Annotated in this window: 17 protein-coding genes; 8 read left to right on the top strand and 9 right to left on the bottom strand. The window is 47.2% G+C overall.

Translation table 11 applies throughout. The features are described from left to right. Positions 1-42: 42 nt before the first annotated feature. The gene (locus GQE98_RS08370; RefSeq protein WP_161315207.1) at positions 43-915 is read right to left on the bottom strand and encodes a LysR family transcriptional regulator; all 873 of its coding nucleotides are present in this window, start codon (positions 913-915) and stop codon (positions 43-45) included. A gap of 250 nt (positions 916-1165) precedes the next feature. On the opposite strand from GQE98_RS08370, the gene GQE98_RS08365 reads away from it, so the two are divergent. The 7 genes from GQE98_RS08365 (at position 1166) to GQE98_RS08335 (ending at position 11787) form a co-directional block, all read left to right on the top strand. Further along, positions 1166-2380, top strand: coding sequence for a TRAP transporter substrate-binding protein (locus GQE98_RS08365; protein WP_161315206.1), 1215 nt, complete (start codon positions 1166-1168; stop codon positions 2378-2380). Positions 2381-2465: 85 nt separating this feature from the next. Further along, positions 2466-2993, top strand: a complete 528-nt coding sequence (locus GQE98_RS08360) for a TRAP transporter small permease (RefSeq protein WP_161315205.1) — start codon at positions 2466-2468, stop codon at positions 2991-2993. A gap of 4 nt (positions 2994-2997) precedes the next feature. Further along, positions 2998-4278, top strand: a complete 1281-nt coding sequence (locus GQE98_RS08355) for a TRAP transporter large permease (RefSeq protein WP_161315204.1) — start codon at positions 2998-3000, stop codon at positions 4276-4278. Positions 4279-4352: 74 nt separating this feature from the next. Continuing rightward, complete coding sequence (locus GQE98_RS08350) at positions 4353-5804, top strand: NAD-dependent succinate-semialdehyde dehydrogenase (protein ID WP_161315203.1); 1452 nt, start codon at positions 4353-4355, stop codon at positions 5802-5804. Between the two features lie 197 nt (positions 5805-6001). Then, the gene (locus GQE98_RS08345; RefSeq protein ID WP_202526167.1) at positions 6002-8329 is read left to right on the top strand and encodes a hypothetical protein; all 2328 of its coding nucleotides are present in this window, start codon (positions 6002-6004) and stop codon (positions 8327-8329) included. Positions 8330-8633: 304 nt separating this feature from the next. Further along, entirely contained in the window at positions 8634-9443 is an 810-nt protein-coding gene (locus GQE98_RS08340) for a phytanoyl-CoA dioxygenase family protein (RefSeq protein WP_161315202.1), read from the top strand. 139 nt (positions 9444-9582) lie between these two features. Next, positions 9583-11787 carry a hypothetical protein gene (locus GQE98_RS08335; protein ID WP_161315201.1) on the top strand — a complete coding sequence of 735 codons (2205 nt, stop codon included), beginning with the start codon at positions 9583-9585 and terminating at the stop codon, positions 11785-11787. Here the strand turns inward: GQE98_RS08335 and rffA are convergent, their stop codons facing one another. The 8 genes from rffA to GQE98_RS08295 form a co-directional block, all read right to left on the bottom strand. Beyond that, entirely contained in the window at positions 11788-12969 is a 1182-nt protein-coding gene (gene rffA, locus GQE98_RS08330; protein WP_161315200.1) for a dTDP-4-amino-4,6-dideoxygalactose transaminase, read from the bottom strand. It lies immediately after the preceding gene. Between the two features lie 144 nt (positions 12970-13113). Then, a complete protein-coding gene (locus GQE98_RS08325) occupies positions 13114-13938 on the bottom strand; it encodes a class I SAM-dependent methyltransferase (protein WP_161315199.1) in 825 nt (274 codons plus the stop codon). Between the two features lie 11 nt (positions 13939-13949). After that, complete coding sequence (locus tag GQE98_RS08320; RefSeq protein ID WP_161315198.1) at positions 13950-14354, bottom strand: GtrA family protein; 405 nt, start codon at positions 14352-14354, stop codon at positions 13950-13952. Further along, positions 14351-15202 (bottom strand): hypothetical protein, encoded by an 852-nt coding sequence (locus GQE98_RS08315; RefSeq protein WP_202526166.1) that lies wholly within the window; start codon positions 15200-15202, stop codon positions 14351-14353. The genes GQE98_RS08320 and GQE98_RS08315 overlap by 4 nt, the downstream gene beginning before the upstream one ends. 65 nt (positions 15203-15267) lie before the next feature. Next, a complete protein-coding gene (locus GQE98_RS08310) occupies positions 15268-15933 on the bottom strand; it encodes an acetyltransferase (protein WP_161315196.1) in 666 nt (221 codons plus the stop codon). Then, positions 15933-16583, bottom strand: a complete 651-nt coding sequence (locus GQE98_RS08305; RefSeq protein WP_161315195.1) for a class I SAM-dependent methyltransferase — start codon at positions 16581-16583, stop codon at positions 15933-15935. Before GQE98_RS08305 ends, GQE98_RS08310 begins: the two co-directional genes overlap by 1 nt. After that, a complete protein-coding gene (locus GQE98_RS08300; RefSeq protein WP_161315194.1) occupies positions 16570-17502 on the bottom strand; it encodes a glycosyltransferase family 2 protein in 933 nt (310 codons plus the stop codon). Before GQE98_RS08300 ends, GQE98_RS08305 begins: the two co-directional genes overlap by 14 nt. A gap of 4 nt (positions 17503-17506) precedes the next feature. After that, the gene (locus tag GQE98_RS08295; RefSeq protein WP_161315193.1) at positions 17507-18193 is read right to left on the bottom strand and encodes a WbqC family protein; all 687 of its coding nucleotides are present in this window, start codon (positions 18191-18193) and stop codon (positions 17507-17509) included. A gap of 419 nt (positions 18194-18612) precedes the next feature. Here GQE98_RS08295 and ppc point away from each other — a divergent pair, with 419 nt between their 5' ends. Next, positions 18613-21378: a phosphoenolpyruvate carboxylase gene (gene ppc, locus GQE98_RS08290; protein ID WP_161315192.1), complete on the top strand. Its 2766-nt coding sequence runs from the start codon at positions 18613-18615 to the stop codon at positions 21376-21378. The last annotated feature ends 31 nt before the right edge of the window (positions 21379-21409 follow it).

The following is a 21409-nucleotide window of genomic DNA, read 5'->3' as shown; positions in this document are numbered from 1 at the left end:
TCTGTCGATCCTGTTTGCGGCCGTTCACGCAAAAAAGTTTAACTAGCGTGATAAAGCTGCCGCAACCAGTTCTTCATATACACCCTGTGTTATCTGTTCCTTCGGGTTATTTGATAACTCCGCCAGGCCAATGGTTCGTACAATCGGTGGGTTGCCAAAGGGTATTTGCTTCAAGGGAAGTGGAAAGCCCGAGTCGACACAATTCTGCGGAATAATGGATACGCCAAGACCATTATAAACCATGGTCGCGACGGCCTGAAGATTCTCAAGCTCCATTGTCATGTGCACATTCAAGGAGCGCTTCTTTAATTGCTCGTCAATGAGTTTGCCGGTCCACGCATTATTATTGAAGCGGATGTAGGGGTATTCTTGCAGAAGTGAACTGTCTTTTGTCGCCTTTGCGTCCATTGGGGCGATAACAATAAACGGTTCTCGGGCAATCGGCCGCCAGCGGATGGTCGGTTCAACTTCAAGCGGCGTTATAATGATCGCAGCATCAATTTGGCGATTTTTTAATCGTGCCAAAAGGCCAGCGGAATGATCATCAACCAATCGGACAAGTAGGTTTGGAAAACGACGCTGACACGCGGCAAGGGATTTTGGTACGATGCCGGTAAGTGTTGTCGGCATGGCACCTAGAACAAATTCTCCCCTGAAATCTTTGGTCGCGATTGACTGCTCTAACTTGTCATACTCCCCAACAATGTCTTGAACTGCACCAAGTATGGCCCGGCCTTGCCGGTTAAGAATTGGTGGTCGTTTGGTACGGTCAAAGAGTTCCGTTCCAAAGGCATCCTCGAGCGCCTTCATCTGCAGGCTGATGGCTGACGGGGTGCGGTTAAGAATATTTGCCGCAGCCATAAAACCGCCTGTTTCGGCAATGGTGATGAATGTCCGCAGGTAGCTGATACGCATTTGCCCTCTATTCTGACATCGGCCTGACCTTCAAACGATACAGTTTCATGGTCAAGCATGCCGACTGATTTTCTCAATTATAAAATGAAAAAAACTTATGATAAACATAAATATTAATCGTTTGTCTAAAAATATTATCAGCCATACAATTTAGGTCACATTCGAAGTAATGAAATTAAAACAAATAGGGTTTTTCTGTTCAGTAAATCGAAATCATCAGGTCCAAGTACTAAAGGAAAAGGGGCAAGTTATGGACGATATTAGAGAGATAAATGAATTAGAAAATCGTAGTCGCCGCGAATTCATTAGTATTGGAGCAAAGTATGGCGCGACGGCGGCTTTTTTAGCCGCGGCAACGACAACTACCGGTGTTTCTATCGCCGAGGCGGCAGAAGCGATTGCAGACATTGAAAAAGCGAAAAAATCGGCGGCGGATCATTCATTATTATTCGGATGCGGCGGCACACCAAATCGCTGGCCAGACGGGCAGATTTTTAAACAGAACTTCGACCTCACGGGATTGCTGCAATTGAAAGAGGCGATTGAACGCAACTCGAGCGGTAAGGTTCACGTTGATATCAAGTTTGGTGGAGCGCTCGGAGGACAAGGCGCGGTTGGGCGAAAGGTGCAGCAAGGCATTGTTGCAGGATCGCAGTCATCAACGCAGAATATGGCGGCTCATGCGCCTGTATGGAATGCGACTGACTTTCCTTATGTGATCGGTTCCGTAGAAAACTATTGGCGCATGCTTTTTTCAAAGGAAGTCAATGATACGCTCCGCAAATCGTCGATGGAACAAGGCGTTATTCCGCTATGTGTATTCCCGCAAACCCGCTGGCTTGAACTTAAGATGGGCCTTCCCGCTGAAGTTCGCGATCCAAAGCAATTGGATGGATTGAAGATCCGCGTTACCGGATCCAAGCTAGAGCAGACAGCCTTTAACATTCTGCCCTCAAATCCAACTCCGGTAGCCTGGGGTGAAGTTTATTCGGCTGTCAAGGAAGGTGCCGTCGATGGCATCCACGTGGGTACCGGATCAGTTGCTGACGCCGGCATCTATGAGGTCATCGGACAGCTAGTCAATACTGAATGGATGTACAATGCAGATACATTGTTTATCAGTACGAAATGGTTTAACGGGCTTCCGCCGGCAGTGCAGGGCGCTGTTATGGAAGGTGCCTATGAAGCGCAGGTCTATAACTATGCGATCTATGAGCCGGCCTTTAAGTTCCAGGCGGGTATCCGGCCTGACTCACCTGCGGATGCGGCGTGGAATACGGTCAAGGCAAAGAGAGTATATCTTACGGATTCCGAACTTGATAACTGGAAAGACGCTTTATCCTATGAACGAAATAAGGAAATTTTTGACCCGTTGATCGAGCGTTTCGGGAAGACCGAATATGAAACCGTAAAACGTGTTGCAAATTCTGGCGACAGTGTCGTTCCCCGTCGTTGGTGGCTCTAAAAAAAAAGGAATGAATTTACCAGCCGGGAGAGCTTGAGGGCTCTCCCAACAGAGTGGCCGGTTTTTTCGGGAAGGTGTAGAGTTTTTGCGTAATCGCTGGAAAACAATATGGCGCTGGCTTGACGCTAATGTGGAATATCTTGTTAACTCTATGTTTTACGCCTATTTGGCGGGTATTGTAGTAGTTGAGGTGTTTCGTCGTTACGTGTTGAGCAGTTCCAGCTCATGGGGCGAAGAAACAGCCATATACGCCTTTATCTGGATGACGTATTTCGGAGCAGCAAGGGGCGTTCGATCTCGCAGTCATCTGGCAATCGACATACTGCGGCGACGATTCAGCCGAACCGGGAAGTTCGTATTGAATATGTTGAGTGATGCCTGTTTCCTGATCCTTGCCGCCGTCATTGTCGTTACGTCGATAAAGGCGGTCCAGGGTGTCATGCAGTACGGACAGACATTTCAAGGCGCCGACATTCCGATGTGGCTAGCAATGATTGGTGTGCCGATCAGTTGGTCATTGATTATCGTCCGGATTGTCCAGCGCACAACTCATTCTATAAATTTGTACCGTCGCGGCGAAATTGAAGCGAACGGTCCCGTTTTAAGCGAGTAGACATATGGACTTCTCCCTGATTGCTGCTTTAGTAGGAATTGCAATTCTTCTCCTACTCGGTATTGAAATTTTTGTCTGCCTTGGCATCGGTGCGATCATGCTGATTATTCTGACGGGAACGTTTACACTCGACAATATCGGTATTGCAGCATTTTCATCGATCGAGATATTTCCGTTGTTAGCGATGCCTCTTTACATACTGACGGGTGATCTCATCTCTGAGTCAGGGATTGCGCGCCGATTGGTTAGTTTTGCCCGGGCGACCATAGGCTGGATCAATGGTGGGTTGGCATTAACGGTACTTGTTGCATCCGGCATGTTTGCTGCGATCAGCGGTTCGAATTCTGCGACGGTTGCGGCTATGGGCAAGATGCTTGTGCCGGAGATGAAGAAAGATGGCTATCCAACAGATTTCTCGGGCGCGGTAACTGCGTGTGGTGGCACTGTTGGAATTATTATACCGCCGAGTATCGTCTTTGTGCTTTATGGAGTCGCAGCAGGCGTTCCTGTCGGTGATCTTTTTATCGGCGGAATCATACCCGGTTTACTAATGATCATCGCCATGGCGGTTGTTGGCTGGTATATGGCGCGACGCAACGGCTGGGGAACAAAGACGAAATTCACGCTACGTCATGCCTTGAAGGCGGCCTGGGATGCGAAGCTTGCTTTCGGTGCCAGTTTTATCATTCTTGCAGGCATTTATGGTGGCATTTTCACCCCGACTGAGGCGGCGGCAGCCGCTGTCGCCTATTGCTTGTTTGTTGGTTTGCTCATTACCCGCGAACTGAAATTCACTGAAATACCCAAAATATTGAATCGAAGCGCGGACATTAATGGCCTGATTGCACCGGTAATTGCAATGGCGCTAATTTTGTCACAAATACTCGCGGTGCTCGGTGTTCCCGAAATGGGCGTAAATGCAATTCTCGGAATTTCTGACAATCCAACGATCCTTACTCTCTGTATTGTCTGCATTTTGTTGATTGCGGGGGCGATCATGGAAGCAACGCCCAATATACTGTTGCTTGTCCCGTTGCTTGTTCCTGTCGCTACGACTATCGGTATCGATCCCGTTCACTTCGGTGTCATCACGGTGGTGTCCTTGGCAATTGGGTTTGTGACACCACCGGTCGGCCTTAACCTTTATGTTGCTTCATCTATAACCGATGTTCCATTTACACAAATCGCATGGAAGGCAATGCCGTTTATTTGCGCGCTCGTGCTTTCTCTTCTGGCAATCACGTTTATTCCACAGCTGACAACCATGCTGCTTATCCCAAAATAGCCGATTTGTATCACCTACGGATTTGGACGATGGATCAATGTTTAATGCGGCTTGGCACGAAAGGGTCATGAGCGATGAAACGAGATGGTAAGAATCTTTATATAGACGGCGAATGGCGGGTCGGAGGCAACACACGCGCTTTTGATATCGTTAATCCAGCGAATGAGACAACCATCGGAGAACTTAGCCTATCTGATCATTCTGATTTGAATGATGCTGTATCTGCTGCGCAAAAGGGCTTCTTGGAATGGCGAGACGTATCCCCTCAAGAACGTGGCAGGGTGTTGAAAAACATAGCGGCGAGCCTCACTGACCGGAAGCGTGAACTGGCGACGGTCATGACGCAAGAGCAAGGCAAGCCCCTGGCTGAGGCAATCGGGGAAATGGACCGGACAATAGAGACATTTGAATGGTGCGGTGAGGAAGCGACCCGTACCTATGGGCGGGTCTACCCGCAGCGCGCCACCGGCATGCGCCAAGTGACAATCAAACAACCAATTGGACCCGTTGCGGCTTTCTCACCCTGGAATTTTCCGGCCGTACTCTCTGCCCGGAAGATTGCGCCTGCATTGGCTGCTGGTTGTTCGATCGTAATCAAACCTGCCGAGGAGACGCCCGGTGTCTGCATCGGTATGTTTGAGGCTCTGGCGGAGGCTGGCGTGCCGCCCGGTGTGGCTAACCTTGTCTTTGGCGAACCCGAGAAAGTCTCCAAACATCTGCTCTCAGCGTCAGAAATCAAAAAGGTGTCACTCACCGGTTCAACAGCAGTCGGAAGGGACCTGATGCGACTGTCCGCCGATGGCCTGATCAATGCAACAATGGAATTAGGGGGGCATGCGCCCGTTCTCGTCTTTAACGACACGGATGCAGAGAAGGCCGCTGAAATGACTGCCATCTTCAAATACCGGAATGCCGGACAGGTTTGTTTAGCGCCTAGCCGCGTCTATGTGCATAAGGATGTGATGGATAAGTTTGTCCGTCGGTATGTTGAAATATCAAGAGACTTTCGCGTCGGAGATGGTCTCGATCCAGCTAGTCAGATGGGGCCTCTTGCGAATGAAAGGCGAATGGCCGCCACTTTACGGCTCGTCGAAGATGTCAAAGATAAGGGCGGCAAGATTGTTTGTGGCGGCGACAGGGTCGGCAACACGGGATATTTTGTAGCCCCGACTGTAGTTGTCGATGTTGCGGCAAATGCTGACGTGATGATGACTGAGCCGTTTGGTCCGATCCTGGCAATATCCGAGTTTTCTGATTTCGATCAAGCGATATCCCTGGCGAATGCTTCCCCATTTGGGCTTGCGGCCTATGCATTTACGGAATCTGTCGCAACGGCGACGGCCTTCGCGGATCGTATTGATGCAGGTTGGATAGGGATTAACAATTTTTCTCCTTTCCTGGCCGATGTGGCTGGTGGTGGCATGAAAAAGAGCGGGATCGGTTATGAGGGCGGCACAGAAGGCATGGACGCTTATTTTCATACCAAGTTTGTAAGCCAGACCAGTCTAGCGCCAATTGTCACCTGAAAACTGTGGAGCTTCGATCCTCATCTGGTGAGAGGGATAAAGATGCAAAATCGTAAACGCGGAGGAACTCGCCCAAATCGATGAGATGCGCGACTAACCTTGCAACATAAGTTATGCACCCCCGTCGGCCATATGGCAGCGGGATATGTAGCGGGCTAAACCCGCAACTGAAGTAATAAAAATGAGAGGAAACATCCATGTCCGAATATCCCCTCGGCTCTCCAGATGACGCATCCGGTGGCGTTTTGAGCACACCCGCCCGCGCGACCATCCCGGCTGATGAAATCGGATCGGTGACATTAACACCGAAAGGCGCATTCGAAGCCGGCAGCTATCAGACTTTCACGCTGGTCTATACCGCTGGTAAGTTCGGTATCGATGATTCAGGATCCATACGCATCTGCTTCCGCTTTGCCAGCGATCAAACCCGCCCGCAATTCGAGAATCCTAAAGGTCCAAACTTCACTACAGTCGTTGCGTCCAACTCTGCGGTTCTACAGTATCACTATGACCCTAAGGGAAATGTCCGTCCATGGGATCGCACGCTTTACATTAAGGTTGTGAAGGGCTTTTTGCGGGAAGGAGACACCATTACGGTGACATTTGGCGACACGTCACAAGGCTCTCCCGGAATGCGCTTGCAAACCTTTTGCGAAGATACGTTTGAGTTTCATACTCTTATTGATCCAATTGCCACATATTGCTATCAGCCCGTCCTCGACCAACCAGTAATCGAGATCGTTTCTGGCAGACCGGAGACTTTCGTTGCCGTGGTGCCAACGCTAGTGCGTGCAGGGGAAAAATTTAACCTGAAGATGAAGGGTGAGGATCGCTGGGGAAATCCATCCGACAAGTGCGACGTTACGTTGTCTCTAGTCAAGGTTGGCGACGCTGAAATCTCGGGGCTGCCGGAAACCGTTATCTTCCAACCCGGGCGATTTGTTGAGATTATCAAGGACCTATCCATCAACTCTCCGGGTTCCGCGGTAATCGAGCTTCGGGATTCGGCGGGTGAAATCATCGCCCGGTCGAACCCTGTCCGTGCTGTCGCCGGAACGGATTTGGTGCACTTTTGGGGCGATTTGCATGGACAGTCAGAAGAGACCATTGGCACAGGCAGCGCACAACAATATTTTGAATTTGCCCGCGACAGGGCATTTGTTGATGCGGTTGGTCATCAGGGCAATGATTTCCAAATTACTTCGCCGTTCTGGAACGAACTGGATAATCTCTGCGCTCGGTTCGATGTGCCCGGAGAGTACGTCACCGTTCCAGGCTATGAATGGTCTGGCAATACGGGCCTTGGTGGGGATCGTAATATATACTTTCCCAACGAAGGCCGGACTATCCGCCGGTCGTCACATGCCCTTGTTGAAGATCATTCGGACATCGATACCGATGCGAACAGCGCCGCCGAATTATTCTCCGCTCTTGCCGCTAACAAGGAATGGGACGTGGTCGGTTATGCGCATTGCGGGGGTCGTTACGCTGATGTGAAGATGGCTCACGACGGGCGTTTTGAAAAATCCATGGAAGTTCACTCGTCCTGGGGCACTTTTGAATGGCTGTTGCAGGATGCCTTTGAGATGGGCTACCGGGTTGGCATCGTGTCAAATTCAGATGGTCACAAGGGTCGCCCTGGCGCCAGTTATCCGGGAGCGTCGCTGTTCGGCGCCGTTGGCGGTCTTACATGCTTCATCACCGATAGTCTGAGCCGTGACAGCATTCTGGATTGCATGCGTAAGCGTCATCACTATGGGACGACTGGCGGCCACGGCGGTCGCATGTATATCGATGTCAAAGCGTCGTTCTCCGAGACGGCAACGTTGTATCATGATGACCCGAGGAACGGTATAGCCAAAGGCATCTCGACTATGGGCGCCATGATGGGTGACATCGTTCATTTGCCTTCTGGCGAGATGACTCTTGAGATTGATATTCATGCGGCATCCCCGATCGAACGGGTCGACATTTTCAATGGCCTTGACCACCTCGAGACCATCCGTCCGTACAGCAGTGAGGAACTCGGGAACCGCATCCGTGTAATATGGGAAGGGGCGGAGTATCGCGGCCGGTTCCGTCAGGTGATCTGGGACGGGGAGGCGCATTTATCGGATAACAGGATTGTTGCCGCTAAGCCGATCAATTTCTTTAACCGCGACAAGACGTTGGACCAGATGTCTGAGACGTCGCTGGCGTGGCGGGCTCTAACTACCGGTAATATAGGTGGTTTCGATCTTTGGGTTGAGGATGCGTATGGCGGCACACTTAAGATTGAGACACCTTTGGTGAAGTGTGGGGTCCCGCTTGATGAGATTGATATCAACGATGAAATCTTTGACAGGAGCGATATCCTGCCACGTTATTTGAAAATCTTCCGTCTGCCCGCCGAGAATTCGCATCGCATCATGAACTTCTCACGCCGCATTTCGCTCAAGGAAACAGGTGATAACCCAATCTTCATTCGGCTCACTCAAGAAGACGGGACACTGTCATGGACGAGCCCGATATATGTTTATCGTTAGGACGGGTTATATTAGTCGGGCGCTACTTCAAAGGGGAGATGGTAGTTTAGCTTGGTTATCCAGGATTAGTTTAATATTAACATCTTGCTGACGAAGTAAATTTGAAGGTGCCGAATAAGGACCAAACTTATCCCACCACAACGCTTGCACTATCAAAGTTAGGCAGCTTATTATCAGTTGTCTAGGCAGCGCGAATTACCAATTACGTGTAGACAACTTTTCCGAGAAAAAGCGGGGATGTGGAGCCGTTTACGCTCTGTTGGCTCTGTTATAACGTTGAAATATTAACTAAGGTTTTTGCATAATGAATAGCATACCATCCAAATCTTATGGCATCCTTCAGCAATTCACCCCAACGTCCATTATCGATGAAGCTGCGGAACAGGTAGCAAACATCGGGTATGCCATATTGGATGCAGGATATACGGCGTCCGAAATTCAGGGTTTATCGGAGGCGTTTGATCAAACGCATCAGCGATATATTCAGACATATGGTGAAAGCGATTTGAGAAAGTTCAATGAACTCCATACTATCCGCTCACCACTCACCCAGGCAAAGCCGTTTCTTGATCTCGCGCTTAATAAGAATTTGCTGTCACTCGTTAAAAAACTGATCCCCGGAAAATTTATTCTCAATCAGCAGAATGGCATCATCAATCCGCCACAGGAAGGCTATAATCAAGACGCATGGCACCGGGATCTTCCCTATCAGCATTTCGTTTCAACGAAACCTCTTGCGGTAAATGTGGTTTATTGTATCGATGATTTTACCAATGAAAACGGGGCAACATTTGTTTTGCCCGCCAGTCACAAATCTGAGGCATTTCCGTCCGAAAAGTATATTTCAAATAATGCGATCCAGGTGGAGGCAAAAGCTGGTTCATTAATCGTACTTGATTGTATGTTGTTTCACGCGGGAGGATATAATAAAACGAAATCCGCTCGGCGCGCCGTAAATCATGTTTTCAATATTCCTTATTTTAAACAGCAAATTAATATTCCAAAAAATATGGAAAGCGGTGATCTTTCAGATGAAGCTAGGGATATTCTAGGGTATAACTATCTGGAACCTGCCTCAGTTTCAGAGTATCTTTCCCAACGGGCCGAAAAGTAGTAATTATACCGCGACTTGACCGCAACAATGTTCAACTTTGGATGGGTTTAAAATTTTTTAATTCCACACGAAATTGCAATATTAGATTATATGATGTACATCATTAAAAATAGCTTTATCTCGAGAGTTAGTTCCCGAAATGAGTACTGATAAATACTTTTTGGCGAAAGAAAAAACTTTACCTGTGGTTTCGTATTTCGAAGAAAAAGCAATCTCACTGATTGGTCGAAAAAAATACTCCGTCTTGAAAGAAAAAACTTCAAACGGATCATCGTATATCCATGAGAAAACAATCATACTGATTGATCGTATTGTACAATTAATAGATTATAAGATTTTATCCGCATTAATCTTCCTGGCGGTGATTGCCCTCGGTATCTCGCATATCTGGGTTCAACAGTCTCCACAAGAAATCACATTTACTCCTGAGCAAGTAGCCTATCTGACTGCACCTGACACTCGTTTACAGTCCAGATTCTACAGTTTTTTCTGCGTTGTAGTTTTTGGCTTTTTTTTATTCGCGGCGTTATACACCCCAAACATTTTCCAAAAATCAGAGAATTCGGGCTGGCAATTCTCTTCAATCGTTCCAAAGTGGATTTTACCATGGTTGGCAATTGGCTTTTGGATCGCCTACGTCCTTTTATATAAAAAGAATGGCGATGGTTTTCTGCAAGCTGGGCTAAAAGGGCGTGACTTTCTGCTTGCACTTGCAACCGCATATATGATGAAGGAGGCCATCCAAGGTCGGTTCAGGACACGTACCATTGCGATTGCCCTGTTTTCGGTAATTTCGTTAACTTACTTACTCCCTCTTGTGCTTCCGTATGAAATAGCCGAGACGCGATTATTCAGTATGGATATGCACTGGTCTGCCGTCCTCGGAGATGGATTATATACGGAACCCCTTACCGGGTCGGATTGGGCGGCATTTTCCAATTATGGTTTATTGCTCAACAAACTCATCGCAAGCTCCCGCTTAATTCCGTTGTTTGAATCATTAGGGGGAACGGTAACGTTCCTCAAACTCATCAATCTGGTTTTCACTGGATTGATTATCGCCATTATTTTTCAGCGTCTCGGGATGAAAAATATAAAGATGGTAGGGGTAACGGCTCTTCTGATCCTGATTGTTTATTCCTCAAGGATTTCAGGTGTTGCCGAAACCTTTAATGCCCCTAACCAGTTACCAATTCGAATACTCATGATCCCGGTTATGGTCCTTCTTGCCTATTATTTGGCTGGTAGAAGAGGGGCCATCGGTGCCATAGTTTTTGGGCTGATTTCGCCTGTGCTTGTTTTCTATAACTTTGAGACCAGTTACTATTGCATCCTTGCGATGGGATTCGCGATTTTTATAGAAAGTGCAAGGAAGGGGATCTTGAGCGTTGTCACGTCCGGGACTGCTTTTGCCGTAAGTTTTCTGTTGTCGGGCTGCTTTTTGATGCTCACATTATTTGATGGATCTCTGAGCACAATTTTTGCAAAATTAGTCGAGATAGCCGGAATAAAAATACAAAGTGGAACAAGTGGCTTTGCGGGCCTATCGGCGTATTTCTTTCTGCCATTTTTATGGATTATGCTCCATTCGTTCGTTCTATTTTCCCGGTACTTATTATCAATAAAGGATCAGGACCCGCTGTCACCGATTGAGTTTCAAAATATTGTCATCGTCGGGATGATTATTGCCGTCGGCCCTTATATTATGAACCGCTTTTCTACTCAGAATATGCTGGTACCTTTCCTGTTATATACGCTTCTAGTCTTGCCAAAATTTACCACCGGACCGAGAGCGGACCGTGTTGTTTGGGCCTTTATTCTAATCGTCTTCATTACTCCCTTTATATTCGGAAACCCGTTGAAGCGAATATGGTCCAAAGAGTCTGTCGCCATTGTTTCAGACAAGTTCCTAGGCAATTTGGACCCTTGCCTAGACGGCATAACAGCCTCAGACAGACTTTGTAATTATACGCTCGAGAAAGCGGATGAATTGAAACAGCTGGTCCAGAAAAATCCCGGCCTGGAGTGGATTAGCGAGCTATCACTTAACATGACGCGCCTTACCGGTACGCAACCAGCATTTGATCAAAAGGCGCACTTCTTCTTTGGCCACAATAAGGAAAGACGCGATATTCTGTTGACGTCGCTGCGGCAACTACAGGCCCCTGTAATTGCCATCGATTATAATATTCGTCCCCGTGGAAATGAGGGGGTACATCCGGAAAACTATGCGGGGATACATTCAACTGCGGAAAATTTTCAAAGAAACTTGGTGCGCGCCGCGGGGTATCAAATCGCGGGCAAAACCAAGTATTGGGTTATTGCCCGCAAGCGATACAGATAATTAAACAGTGAGTTGTCCGCTCTCTGCATGGGTGGAAGGCGTCGAATTTGATAAGATCTTCAGTGCTAAATCTGCAATCATATCGACGCTGCTTTCTACTCCACAAAACATGGGGAACCTCACCAGTCTTGCTGCACATGATTCCGTATGTTCCATCGACCCTGAAACGCGGCAATAGCGCGATCCTGCGGGGGAGGAATGTAAGGGCACATAGTGGCTTAAGGTCTGGACCCCGCCACGGCGCATTTCATCGATAAATGCCTTGCGTTCCGAAGCTTCATGGAGCAAGCCAAAATAAATATGCCCATTGATAACGGTTTCAGGACCATATGATGGAACCTGTATGTGGTTTGAACCGCGAAACCGCTGATCATAAAGCTCCCACGCTTTCCGGCGTTGTTGCGTAATTTCTTCGCCTTTTTCCAGCTGGGCCAGTAGAAATGCGGCCGACATATCTGAGGGTAGATAGCTGGAGCCAACATCTTGCCAGGTGTATTTTTTTGCATCACCTCTCATGAATGCGCTGCGGTCCGTGCCTTTTTCCCTAACAATTTCAGCACGTGCCGCAAATTCCTCGCGATTTATTAACAGGGCGCCGCCTTCACCGCAGACGATATTTTTGGTTTCATGAAAACTGAAGCAGCCAAAATCACCAATTGTTCCAAGGGCGCGCCCTTTATAGGTGGAATATATACCCTGTGCCGCGTCTTCTATTACCAACAGGCCGTATTGCGCGGCGATCTCCATGATTGTATCCATCTCACAGGGAGCGCCTGCATAATGGACAGGGACGATCGCTTTTGTTTTATCTGTGATCGCCGCTTCAATAAGGGATTCATCCATATTGAGGCTATCGGGTTTCACGTCGATAAACACAGGCACACCACCGCGTAGGACAAAGGCGTTTGCTGTTGAAACGAATGTATAGGAGGGCATGATCACTTCATCGCCCGGCTGTATATCCGCTAGGATAGCCGCCATTTCCAAGGCGGCAGTACAGGAATGTGTCAGTAGAACCTTATGTGCGTTAAGTCGCTTCTCAAGGAATCTGCTCACCTGATGGGTAAAACTTCCATCACCGGAAAGGACCCCGCCAGTCTTTGAACCTTCGATCGCTTGTTGCATATAAGCTGCCTCTTGGCCGCTTATAAAAACCTTGTTAAGAAAAATTATTTCAGACATCTACAGAATGCTTTTCGTTACACAATAAGAATATCCTACCGCTATTACTCATTAATCAAATTTCACGTCAATTAAAATTATCATTAGATTTACCGCATATAAAATCAACGGTTGCGTTTAATAGTCAACAACTTAAAACATTTCTCACACTAAATTTTGTTGATTTTGTGCCCGAAAAGTTACTTTCATGTAGGCGCCCCATCGCGGAGGCAAAAGTCGGAGTACAAATCCTGCCCCAAGCTGATTGGCGATACTTGCTAACCTGGCGAGACTGCTCTGACGTTTCTTGAATTCCGGGTCGTCATCCAACCGATCAAGCATGCGGGCCATGATGGCCGTATCAAATTCCGGCGTATACCCTTTTACCTTACAATAACGCTGTATTTGCGGCACTGTAACGAAATTCAATGATTTCCAGAGCCCTTGCGCCCTTAACCGTTCCTCCATTTCGGTAATCCTCTTGGAGAAAACTTTATATGTCAGGGATTTGTTTCCAATCACGGGGAGTGAGAAATGAGATTCATATGGTATCCAGTAATTAGGGCAGAGGATGACCAAAAGGCCATTCGAATTTAACAAAGACATGCATATATCTATTGCCTCGCGCCAGTCATCCAAATGTTCAAACACATTAATAGAATAAATTAAGTCGTATCTTTTTTCGCTTTTGATATCTTCGATACGCTTTCGAACAAATGTGATATTTGCAAATTCCTTTTCTATTGTATTTAGGGTGCTTTCGAACTGCGTGAAGCCAGAACCAATTGGTTCGACGCCTGTGAAAGAAATATCATTGAATTTCTGGGCCATTTGTGAAAGCAGATATCCGGTCCCACATCCGACTTCCAGAACGGTGTTCGGCTTTTGCTGTCCCGCAAAGTAAGGCTGTATTTCGCGCCAGCCGAATTCCGCTTCGGCACGGAGACGCGCAGCCTGTTGCCTATCTTCGAAAATTTCAGCGTGTTCCAAACCAAAATCCTTTAATGAATGGTTCTAGGCTTGCGGTAGACAAGCTTGTCAAGCAGCATGAATAGCGGAATAGTCAAACAAATGAATGAGGTCAAAGCCGCTATAGCCGGAGTAAATGCCTGAATTTCCACAAGATAGGATACAAAGCCGAGATGGCAGACATAGACAACTCCATATATCACAACATATGTGGCAGCCGATCGTAAAACAGGGCTTTGATCTTTCCACGACCAGTGCTTGTTCACAAGATATCCGAAAATCATACCTGCTATATACGTAACAGTTAGCGCAATCTGGTAGGGAACAGTTAGCCAGAGCAAAATAAGAAAGAGACAGTAAAACAGAACGTTTGACAAAACTCCCGTCACAACAAAGCGCCAGCCCTTTCCCCATAATGTCGCAATACGTGACCTCATCTTTGCAGTTCCGCCAATCCGATACCTGTCTCGCCGTAGCCGTTTCCATTGTACAACATGAAAATCTTGTCCTCATATTTAAAGACAAACGGGTATTCGATCATTTCGCTGTCCCATCCACTCCGCGATACGTCTATTCCGGGGTCCCCAGGGGTTTGAGACCATACTCCATCTGAAAATCGACTATGCCCTATTCTATAGGGGGTGCCGGATCCTGAACGGTAAGAGAACCACATGTCCTGGGTACCGTCGGGATTTTTTAAAATAGTCGGCCGCGAGAAGGCTTGGGCGGTACCTATTGCAAAAGGAATTACTTTATCCGTCTGTTCCCAAATTTGCCCGTCCGAAGAGGCTGCGCTCTTGATAACATGCAGCATTTCATCGTTTCCGGCATCCCAAGTTTCGGTCGTACCATACCACATTTCAAACCCTTTCAGATCGGAGGGCTGCACCCAGGGGTATGAGAGACTGATTGAATTGAAATCCCTGCATGATATGAACGGAGTATCCTGGTCCAATGACAATGTCATGTCGTCATTTACGATAAGCCGCCCTATATCGCCATACCAATGAGCATTTTCAGGGTTTGGCCAAGCCATGAACAACATATAAGTCTTGATTCCTACGCTGTAGCAATTACCGATACTTACGCCGTTTTCATAATAGCTGCCTGAAAGTCCAGAACAAAAGAACGGTTCTTCATGATCCTCTATCACCTGCGCCGACTTCATATCATAGTCAAAGGCGCCAACAGACGATCGGTTCTTCGCATCGCGTCCAGAATAGAAAACGCGAAAAATGTCCTTAGCCAAGGGCATCGCCAAGGGGTTTGCCGCATGGCTGAGCAATTTGGGGTGGAGCCCTTTGGGCGCAAATATACGCCCCTTCTTTATCCAACTGTATCCGGAACCCGTCATATGCCACGCAGTTTGTTGCTTGGAAGCCGAGAACGTTCTGTTTTACCCGCTATATAGACACCGCTTGATTCAACATTGCCAAGAATAATGGCGCCAGCGCCAATAACACTTTTTTCTCCTATGGTGATCCCGTCGCGCAGCGTCGAATTAACACCCACGAAGCATTGCTCATCAATTGTAACTCCTCCGGAAATGACGACATGAGAGGAAATAAAACAATGACTTTTTATTGTAGAATGGTGCCCAATATGGTTGCCGCTCCATAAGGTAACATTATCGCCAATAGAGACGAAAGGCTGTATAGTGTTGTCTTCTAATATGAAACAGTTTTCGCCTATTTTTCCGTTATTTAGAACGGTGGCATATGGGCTGATATAACTGGCAAATTGATAACCGAGAGCCTTAGCTGATTCAAATTTTTCCCGACGTAATGTATTTAATTTCGTATAGCTCAGGGCGACAAAAAATGAATGATCTTCGGGAGAAAATTTTGACTGAACCTCATCGAAAGATACAATCGGCTTATCGCAGAAGGTATCTCCCTTCAGAAATTCAGGATCCACGCAAAAGCCCGCAATCTCATATTCCGTATCTTTCTCGAAATAATATTTGGCGAGTTCCGCGATTTCGCTGTTTCCGAAAATAATTAGTTTTCTAGTCATTATTGGCGCACCAGAATAGTGAACTCGTACAAATCGTAGTCATGCAGTAATGCCACATTGCGAGAGAAGTTAGATTTGCAGTAATCAAAAATATAGCAGGGATCGGCATAGAAGAGATGATCTGCCTTCTTGTCTTCATCCGAGTAGGAGGTCAGGCAATTGAATGCAAACCCCTTATTTGAAAAGCGGGCCATGGTCGTCAATGTCTCGAGAATATAATCCAGCCATTCGGTATGATCCGCCTTAAGGCAAACATTGAAAATTCCGCTGGCGACGGCGAAATCGGTCTTTTGGTCAGGCTGGGAACCTACAATAAATCGCGCTCTTTCGTCGCCCAGCCATCGCTGACGGCTTGCCTCAATCATTTCTGCTGAGACATCAAGGCCCAGAAACTCATATTCAACGTCTTTGGAGAAGCTTTGACGGATGTATTCCAGGAAAGCGCCGTAGCCACATCCATAATCAGTAATCGACAAGGTTTTTTCTGTCGACCTAGATTCTAAAACCAGCTTTCCCAACTGTTCAAAACGGAGAAATTGTCCCTTAGGATCGTTCCAGTCGACGCCTTTTGCTGTTGCTCCGAACTTTCTAAGCCGTTCGCTGTAGTACTCTGCGACATTACCAAGCATTTGGGATTTATGATCCATCATAAATCTGCCTGTAAATAGCATTTGGACGTTGTTTTACTTCTGAAAAAACCTTTCCAATATATAGTCCCAATACCCCGATGCCGAAAAAATTTAACCCGCCGAAGAAGCAGATGGCAACAACAATTGACGGCCACCCTTCAGCGAGTGTTCCGAATAAATACTGGAAAATGACAAAAATCGCGAAAAATGCAGAAATGCCCGCGATAAAAAGGCCGAACAAGCATATCAGCTTGAGCGGAACCGTACTGAAGCAAATTACGTGATGGAGCGCAAATGATAACTTTTTCCAAAAGCTGTAGTTTGATTTACTTGTCGAGAGCTTTTTTACTGTAATCGATTCTTGATTAAATCCAGTGATGGCCCATAGGCCTGCAATAAAGTACTCCCGTTCGTTGTGTAAGAGGAGCGCATCTACATAGCGTTTACTCATCAAGCGGGCAGTGACAAGGTTTTTGGGAATATTTGCTTCAGACAAATAGCTGAATATATTGAAAAATAATGTACCCGTGATCTTTTCAATCCACCCACCTTTACGTGCATCCTGTATCCCGTACACGACATCGACTGGGTTAATGTCATTTTCTTGCGTCAGAATACTGTAAAATATTTTCAACCATTCCGGCTGCTCTTCCAAGTCAGAATCGAGTAAATAAACTAAATCTCCGCTGGCAAAACTCAGGCCAGCCATCATCGCCTTGTGATGCCCAAAATTTCTCGACAGATCTACAACCTTTACGCGTTTATCGCTTTCATATAACGCAATTGCTCGGGACAAGCTGTCGTCGGGAGAACCGTCATTCACAAAAATGATTTCAAAGTTGTTCTCAAAAATATCGGAAGCTGCGGCGACACACCGTTCATAAAATTCATCAATAAACGGGGCGCTTTTATAGAGAGTGGCGACAATGGACAGTTTCATTTTATTACACGTTCTTCATATAGCTTGGAGTATCAAGTCCGACATTCGCTATCAAATCCAAAATGCTCACCCCGTGTTCAAATTCGCCCCATAGCTGATCATAAACCGGATATCCAGTGTAATCAAACCATTCAACATCGATGCCCGCCGACGTAAATTGCGCCGTATCAAGATAGTCACGCGCTAATGGTCCGGAAACATAAACATCCGCCTTTACCTGCTCGCAAAGGCCAAGAAGGCGCTCGCTTGGCCCCTCAGCCAATTGGTAATCAGCTGAGCTCTCGATAATCGTATTTAAGCCTAAAAAGTTGCATACTTTGCGAATTAATTGTGTATTGAGTTCGGAGAGAAACATTGGAATCTCACCTTCATAAGTCGGCTTGAAAATATCAGCCATCAATTCGAAATTTTGTGACCGAGAGTAGCTTGTTTCAATTGATTTCCAGTGTTTTGCGGCCCAGGCAGTACCATCAATTTGAGTATCTTTTATCGCCTGAAAATATTTGCCTTTTGACAATACGGGCACTGTTAGCCAAGTCATACCCTGAGGTGTTTTGATTTTATTTCGGTTGCGCCAGTCCCGGCGTGTGAATTGCATATCGTCATAAAGGATAAATCGGTCCACAGACGCGATCATATCGAAATATCCTTTCCAGGGTATATAATTGGACTGTACGATCGCCACACGCATTACGATTGTCTTCCTATTATCCTAGAGATGCTCTTTGTATACTACAGCCTCATAGCAGCTATCTAATAAAATACGAAGGGATTTAAATATTTTTACGTTTCCCAGAAGATCTAACAAACGAATAGATTCTCGTTTTGTTATTCTATTAATGAGTGTTTTGAATGCCTCGCGCTCAACAGCCGGACATCTGATTATGCCTATCATGTTGTTACGTCTGGAACCGGCGAATAGGCAGCAGGAGCGGTTCGAATGAGGATGCGGAAAATCATATAAATCATTGCAGAAGACTACATTGCGTCCACTGTATTTAACAGGCTAGAGTACAAAAAATACTGCCGAAATATTCATTTTGCGAAGTTACTCTAACTTATGAGTGGGCTATGGTGAATGAATAAAATGAAGGACTGATTGTAAGACCAATGACAAAAGAAGCCGAAAAGCAACTAGCGGAAAAAGACGCGCCTTTACGTGAGGATATCAGGCTTTTAGGTCGCCTGCTCGGGAATACTATATTGGAGCAGGAAGGCGAGGATATATTTGGTTTGGTTGAAGCCATCCGCCGATCGTCTATTCAGTTTCAGCGTGACAATACGGTTGCCGACAGAGAAGAGCTTCAAGGCATTCTGAATAAACTATCGACAGAACAGGCAGTATTGGTCTTAAGGGCCTATAGCTATTTTCTGCAGCTTGCGAACATTGCCGAAGATCAACACCACGTCAGGCGGAATCGCTTTCATGATATCGCGGGTTCCTTGCCGAGGTCCGGAACCATGGTCAACGCGTTGGCAAAAGTTAAGAATGAGGGAATAACTGCGGAGCAGCTTGACGACTTTTTTAATACTGCACTGGTCGTTCCGGTCCTCACCGCACATCCGTCAGAAGTTCGGCGTAAAAGTACAATGCGGCGGGAAATGGCGATAGCAGAGTTGCTGGAAAACCGCGAGCGCGTCGATTGGACAAAAAAGGAAATCGATGCCATCGACACAGCTCTTCGCCGGGAGGTTTTGACGATCTGGCAAACCGATATTTTGCGACGGACAAAATTGCAGATTTCAGACGAAATCAAAAATGGCCTTTCTTATTATGACCAGACGTTTTTTGCCGAACTTCCAAGGTTTTACAACGATTTGGAAGATGAACTAGTACGCCAGGACTTGGGTTCGGAACCGTTTGCAATCCCGCCATTTTTACGGATGGGGAGTTGGGTCGGTGGTGATCGGGACGGGAACCCGTTTGTAACAGCAGATGTGCTTCGCCAAACCCTTCAGCGGCAGAACGCCCATGCACTCAATTTTTATCTCGAGGAAACACATCTGCTCGGAAGTGAGTTGTCAATTTCAACCAATATCGTTGAAATGTCTTCAGAATTGTTGGCTCTTGCCGACAGGTCGCCCGACCATTCACCTCACCGCCAAGGAGAGCCATACCGGCGGGCCATATCGGGTATATATGCGCGACTGGTCGCAACTTTGATCGCGTTTGGATCACCTCCACCCGCGCGACCGCCGCTGGGTCCTGCTCCTGCCTATTTGGATGCGGATGAATATCTGGCAGATCTTGACACTATTCATGCCTCACTCATGGAGAATGGATCGCAAATGATTGCCGAGGGTAGGCTCAAGCAGCTACGGCGAGCGGTTCATTGCTTCGGGTTTCATTTGGCAACGCTAGATTTGCGGCAAAACTCGGATGTGCATGCCCGTACAATTGGCGAACTGTTGAGTGCGGTTGACCAGGATATCAATTATGAAGAAATGGCCGAGACAGAACGAGTGAGCCTTCTCACGGCGGAGTTGGGCGCAGGCAGGCCTTTGCTGAGGCCGTTCTGGACCTACTCAGAAGAAACTTCTTCCGAGATAGAAATACTTAAAACGGTGGCCGACGGACATCGACAATATGGTGAGTCTTCCATAACCACATCCATTATCTCGAACACGCAAAGCGTCTCGGACATGCTAGAACTGGCAGTGCTGTTCAAGCAAGTCGGGCTTGTTTCCCCTGAGGGAACGAGCAAGATCAACATTGTTCCCTTGTTTGAGACGATCCCGGATTTACGCAATTGTATCGAGATTATGGATGAACTGCTCTCGATTCCTGAATATCGCCGATTAGTCGATGCGCGCGGAGGCGTGCAGGAAGTAATGCTTGGTTATTCTGACAGTAACAAGGATGGCGGTTTTGTCACATCGGGTTGGGAGCTTTATAAAGCGGAAACGGCCCTTATTGATCTCTTCAAACGCCACGGTGTCGGCTTGCGTTTGTTCCATGGCAGGGGTGGTACGGTTGGGCGCGGCGGCGGCCCGAGTTATGACGCCATTCTTGCTCAACCGAAGGGCGCTGTGCAGGGGCAGATCCGGATTACGGAACAGGGGGAGACAATCTCCTTCAAATATTCAAAGCCGGAGCTTGGCCGTCGTAATCTGGAGAGTCTGGCCGCGGCAACGCTAGAGGCATCGCTTCTTGGTGAGGAAGGGGAAGCCATCCCATCTCATTACATTGAAACGATGGAGATACTGTCAGAGGAAGCGTTCAAGGCCTATCGTAGCCTGGTTTACGAGACCGAGGGGTTTGAGGAGTATTTTTGGGCGTCAACGGTGATTAATGAAATTTCGACCTTGAATATTGGTTCTCGTCCGGCGTCCCGAAAGAAAACACATCAAGTGCAGGACCTGCGGGCGATTCCCTGGGTATTCAGCTGGGCGCAATGCCGGTTGATGCTGCCGGGCTGGTATGGGTTCGGTGCGGCGGTCAAGGTCTGGCTTGAAAGAAACCCCGAAAACGGGCTTTCTATTTTAAAAGATATGTATGCAAACTGGCCCTTTTTTCATACGCAATTGTCGAACATGGATATGGTGCTGGCGAAAAGTAATATTGCGATTGCCTCGAGATATTCTGAATTGGTACCGGATGTCGAGTTAAGGCAGGCAATTTTTGGCCGGATCCGGGCTGAGTGGCAGAGCTCGATTGACGCGTTGCTCAGCATAGCTGACCATGATCAGCTATTGCAGGAAAACCCCTTGCTCGATCGGTCAATCCATAACCGTTATGCCTATCTGGATCCGTTGAACCACATTCAGGTGGAGCTTCTGAAGAAAAGTCGCAAAAACGCCGATAACCCCAGACTATTACGGGGAATTCATATCGCTATCAATGGCATAGCAGCCGGTTTGCGCAACAGCGGGTAAGGTGAAATAGGGCCCAGAGACTGTTTTTTTT

It is taken from the genome of Sneathiella litorea (assembly GCF_009882915.1).
Lineage (GTDB): Bacteria > Pseudomonadota > Alphaproteobacteria > Sneathiellales > Sneathiellaceae > Sneathiella > Sneathiella litorea.
This window is presented reverse-complemented; position numbering and strand designations above follow the sequence as displayed.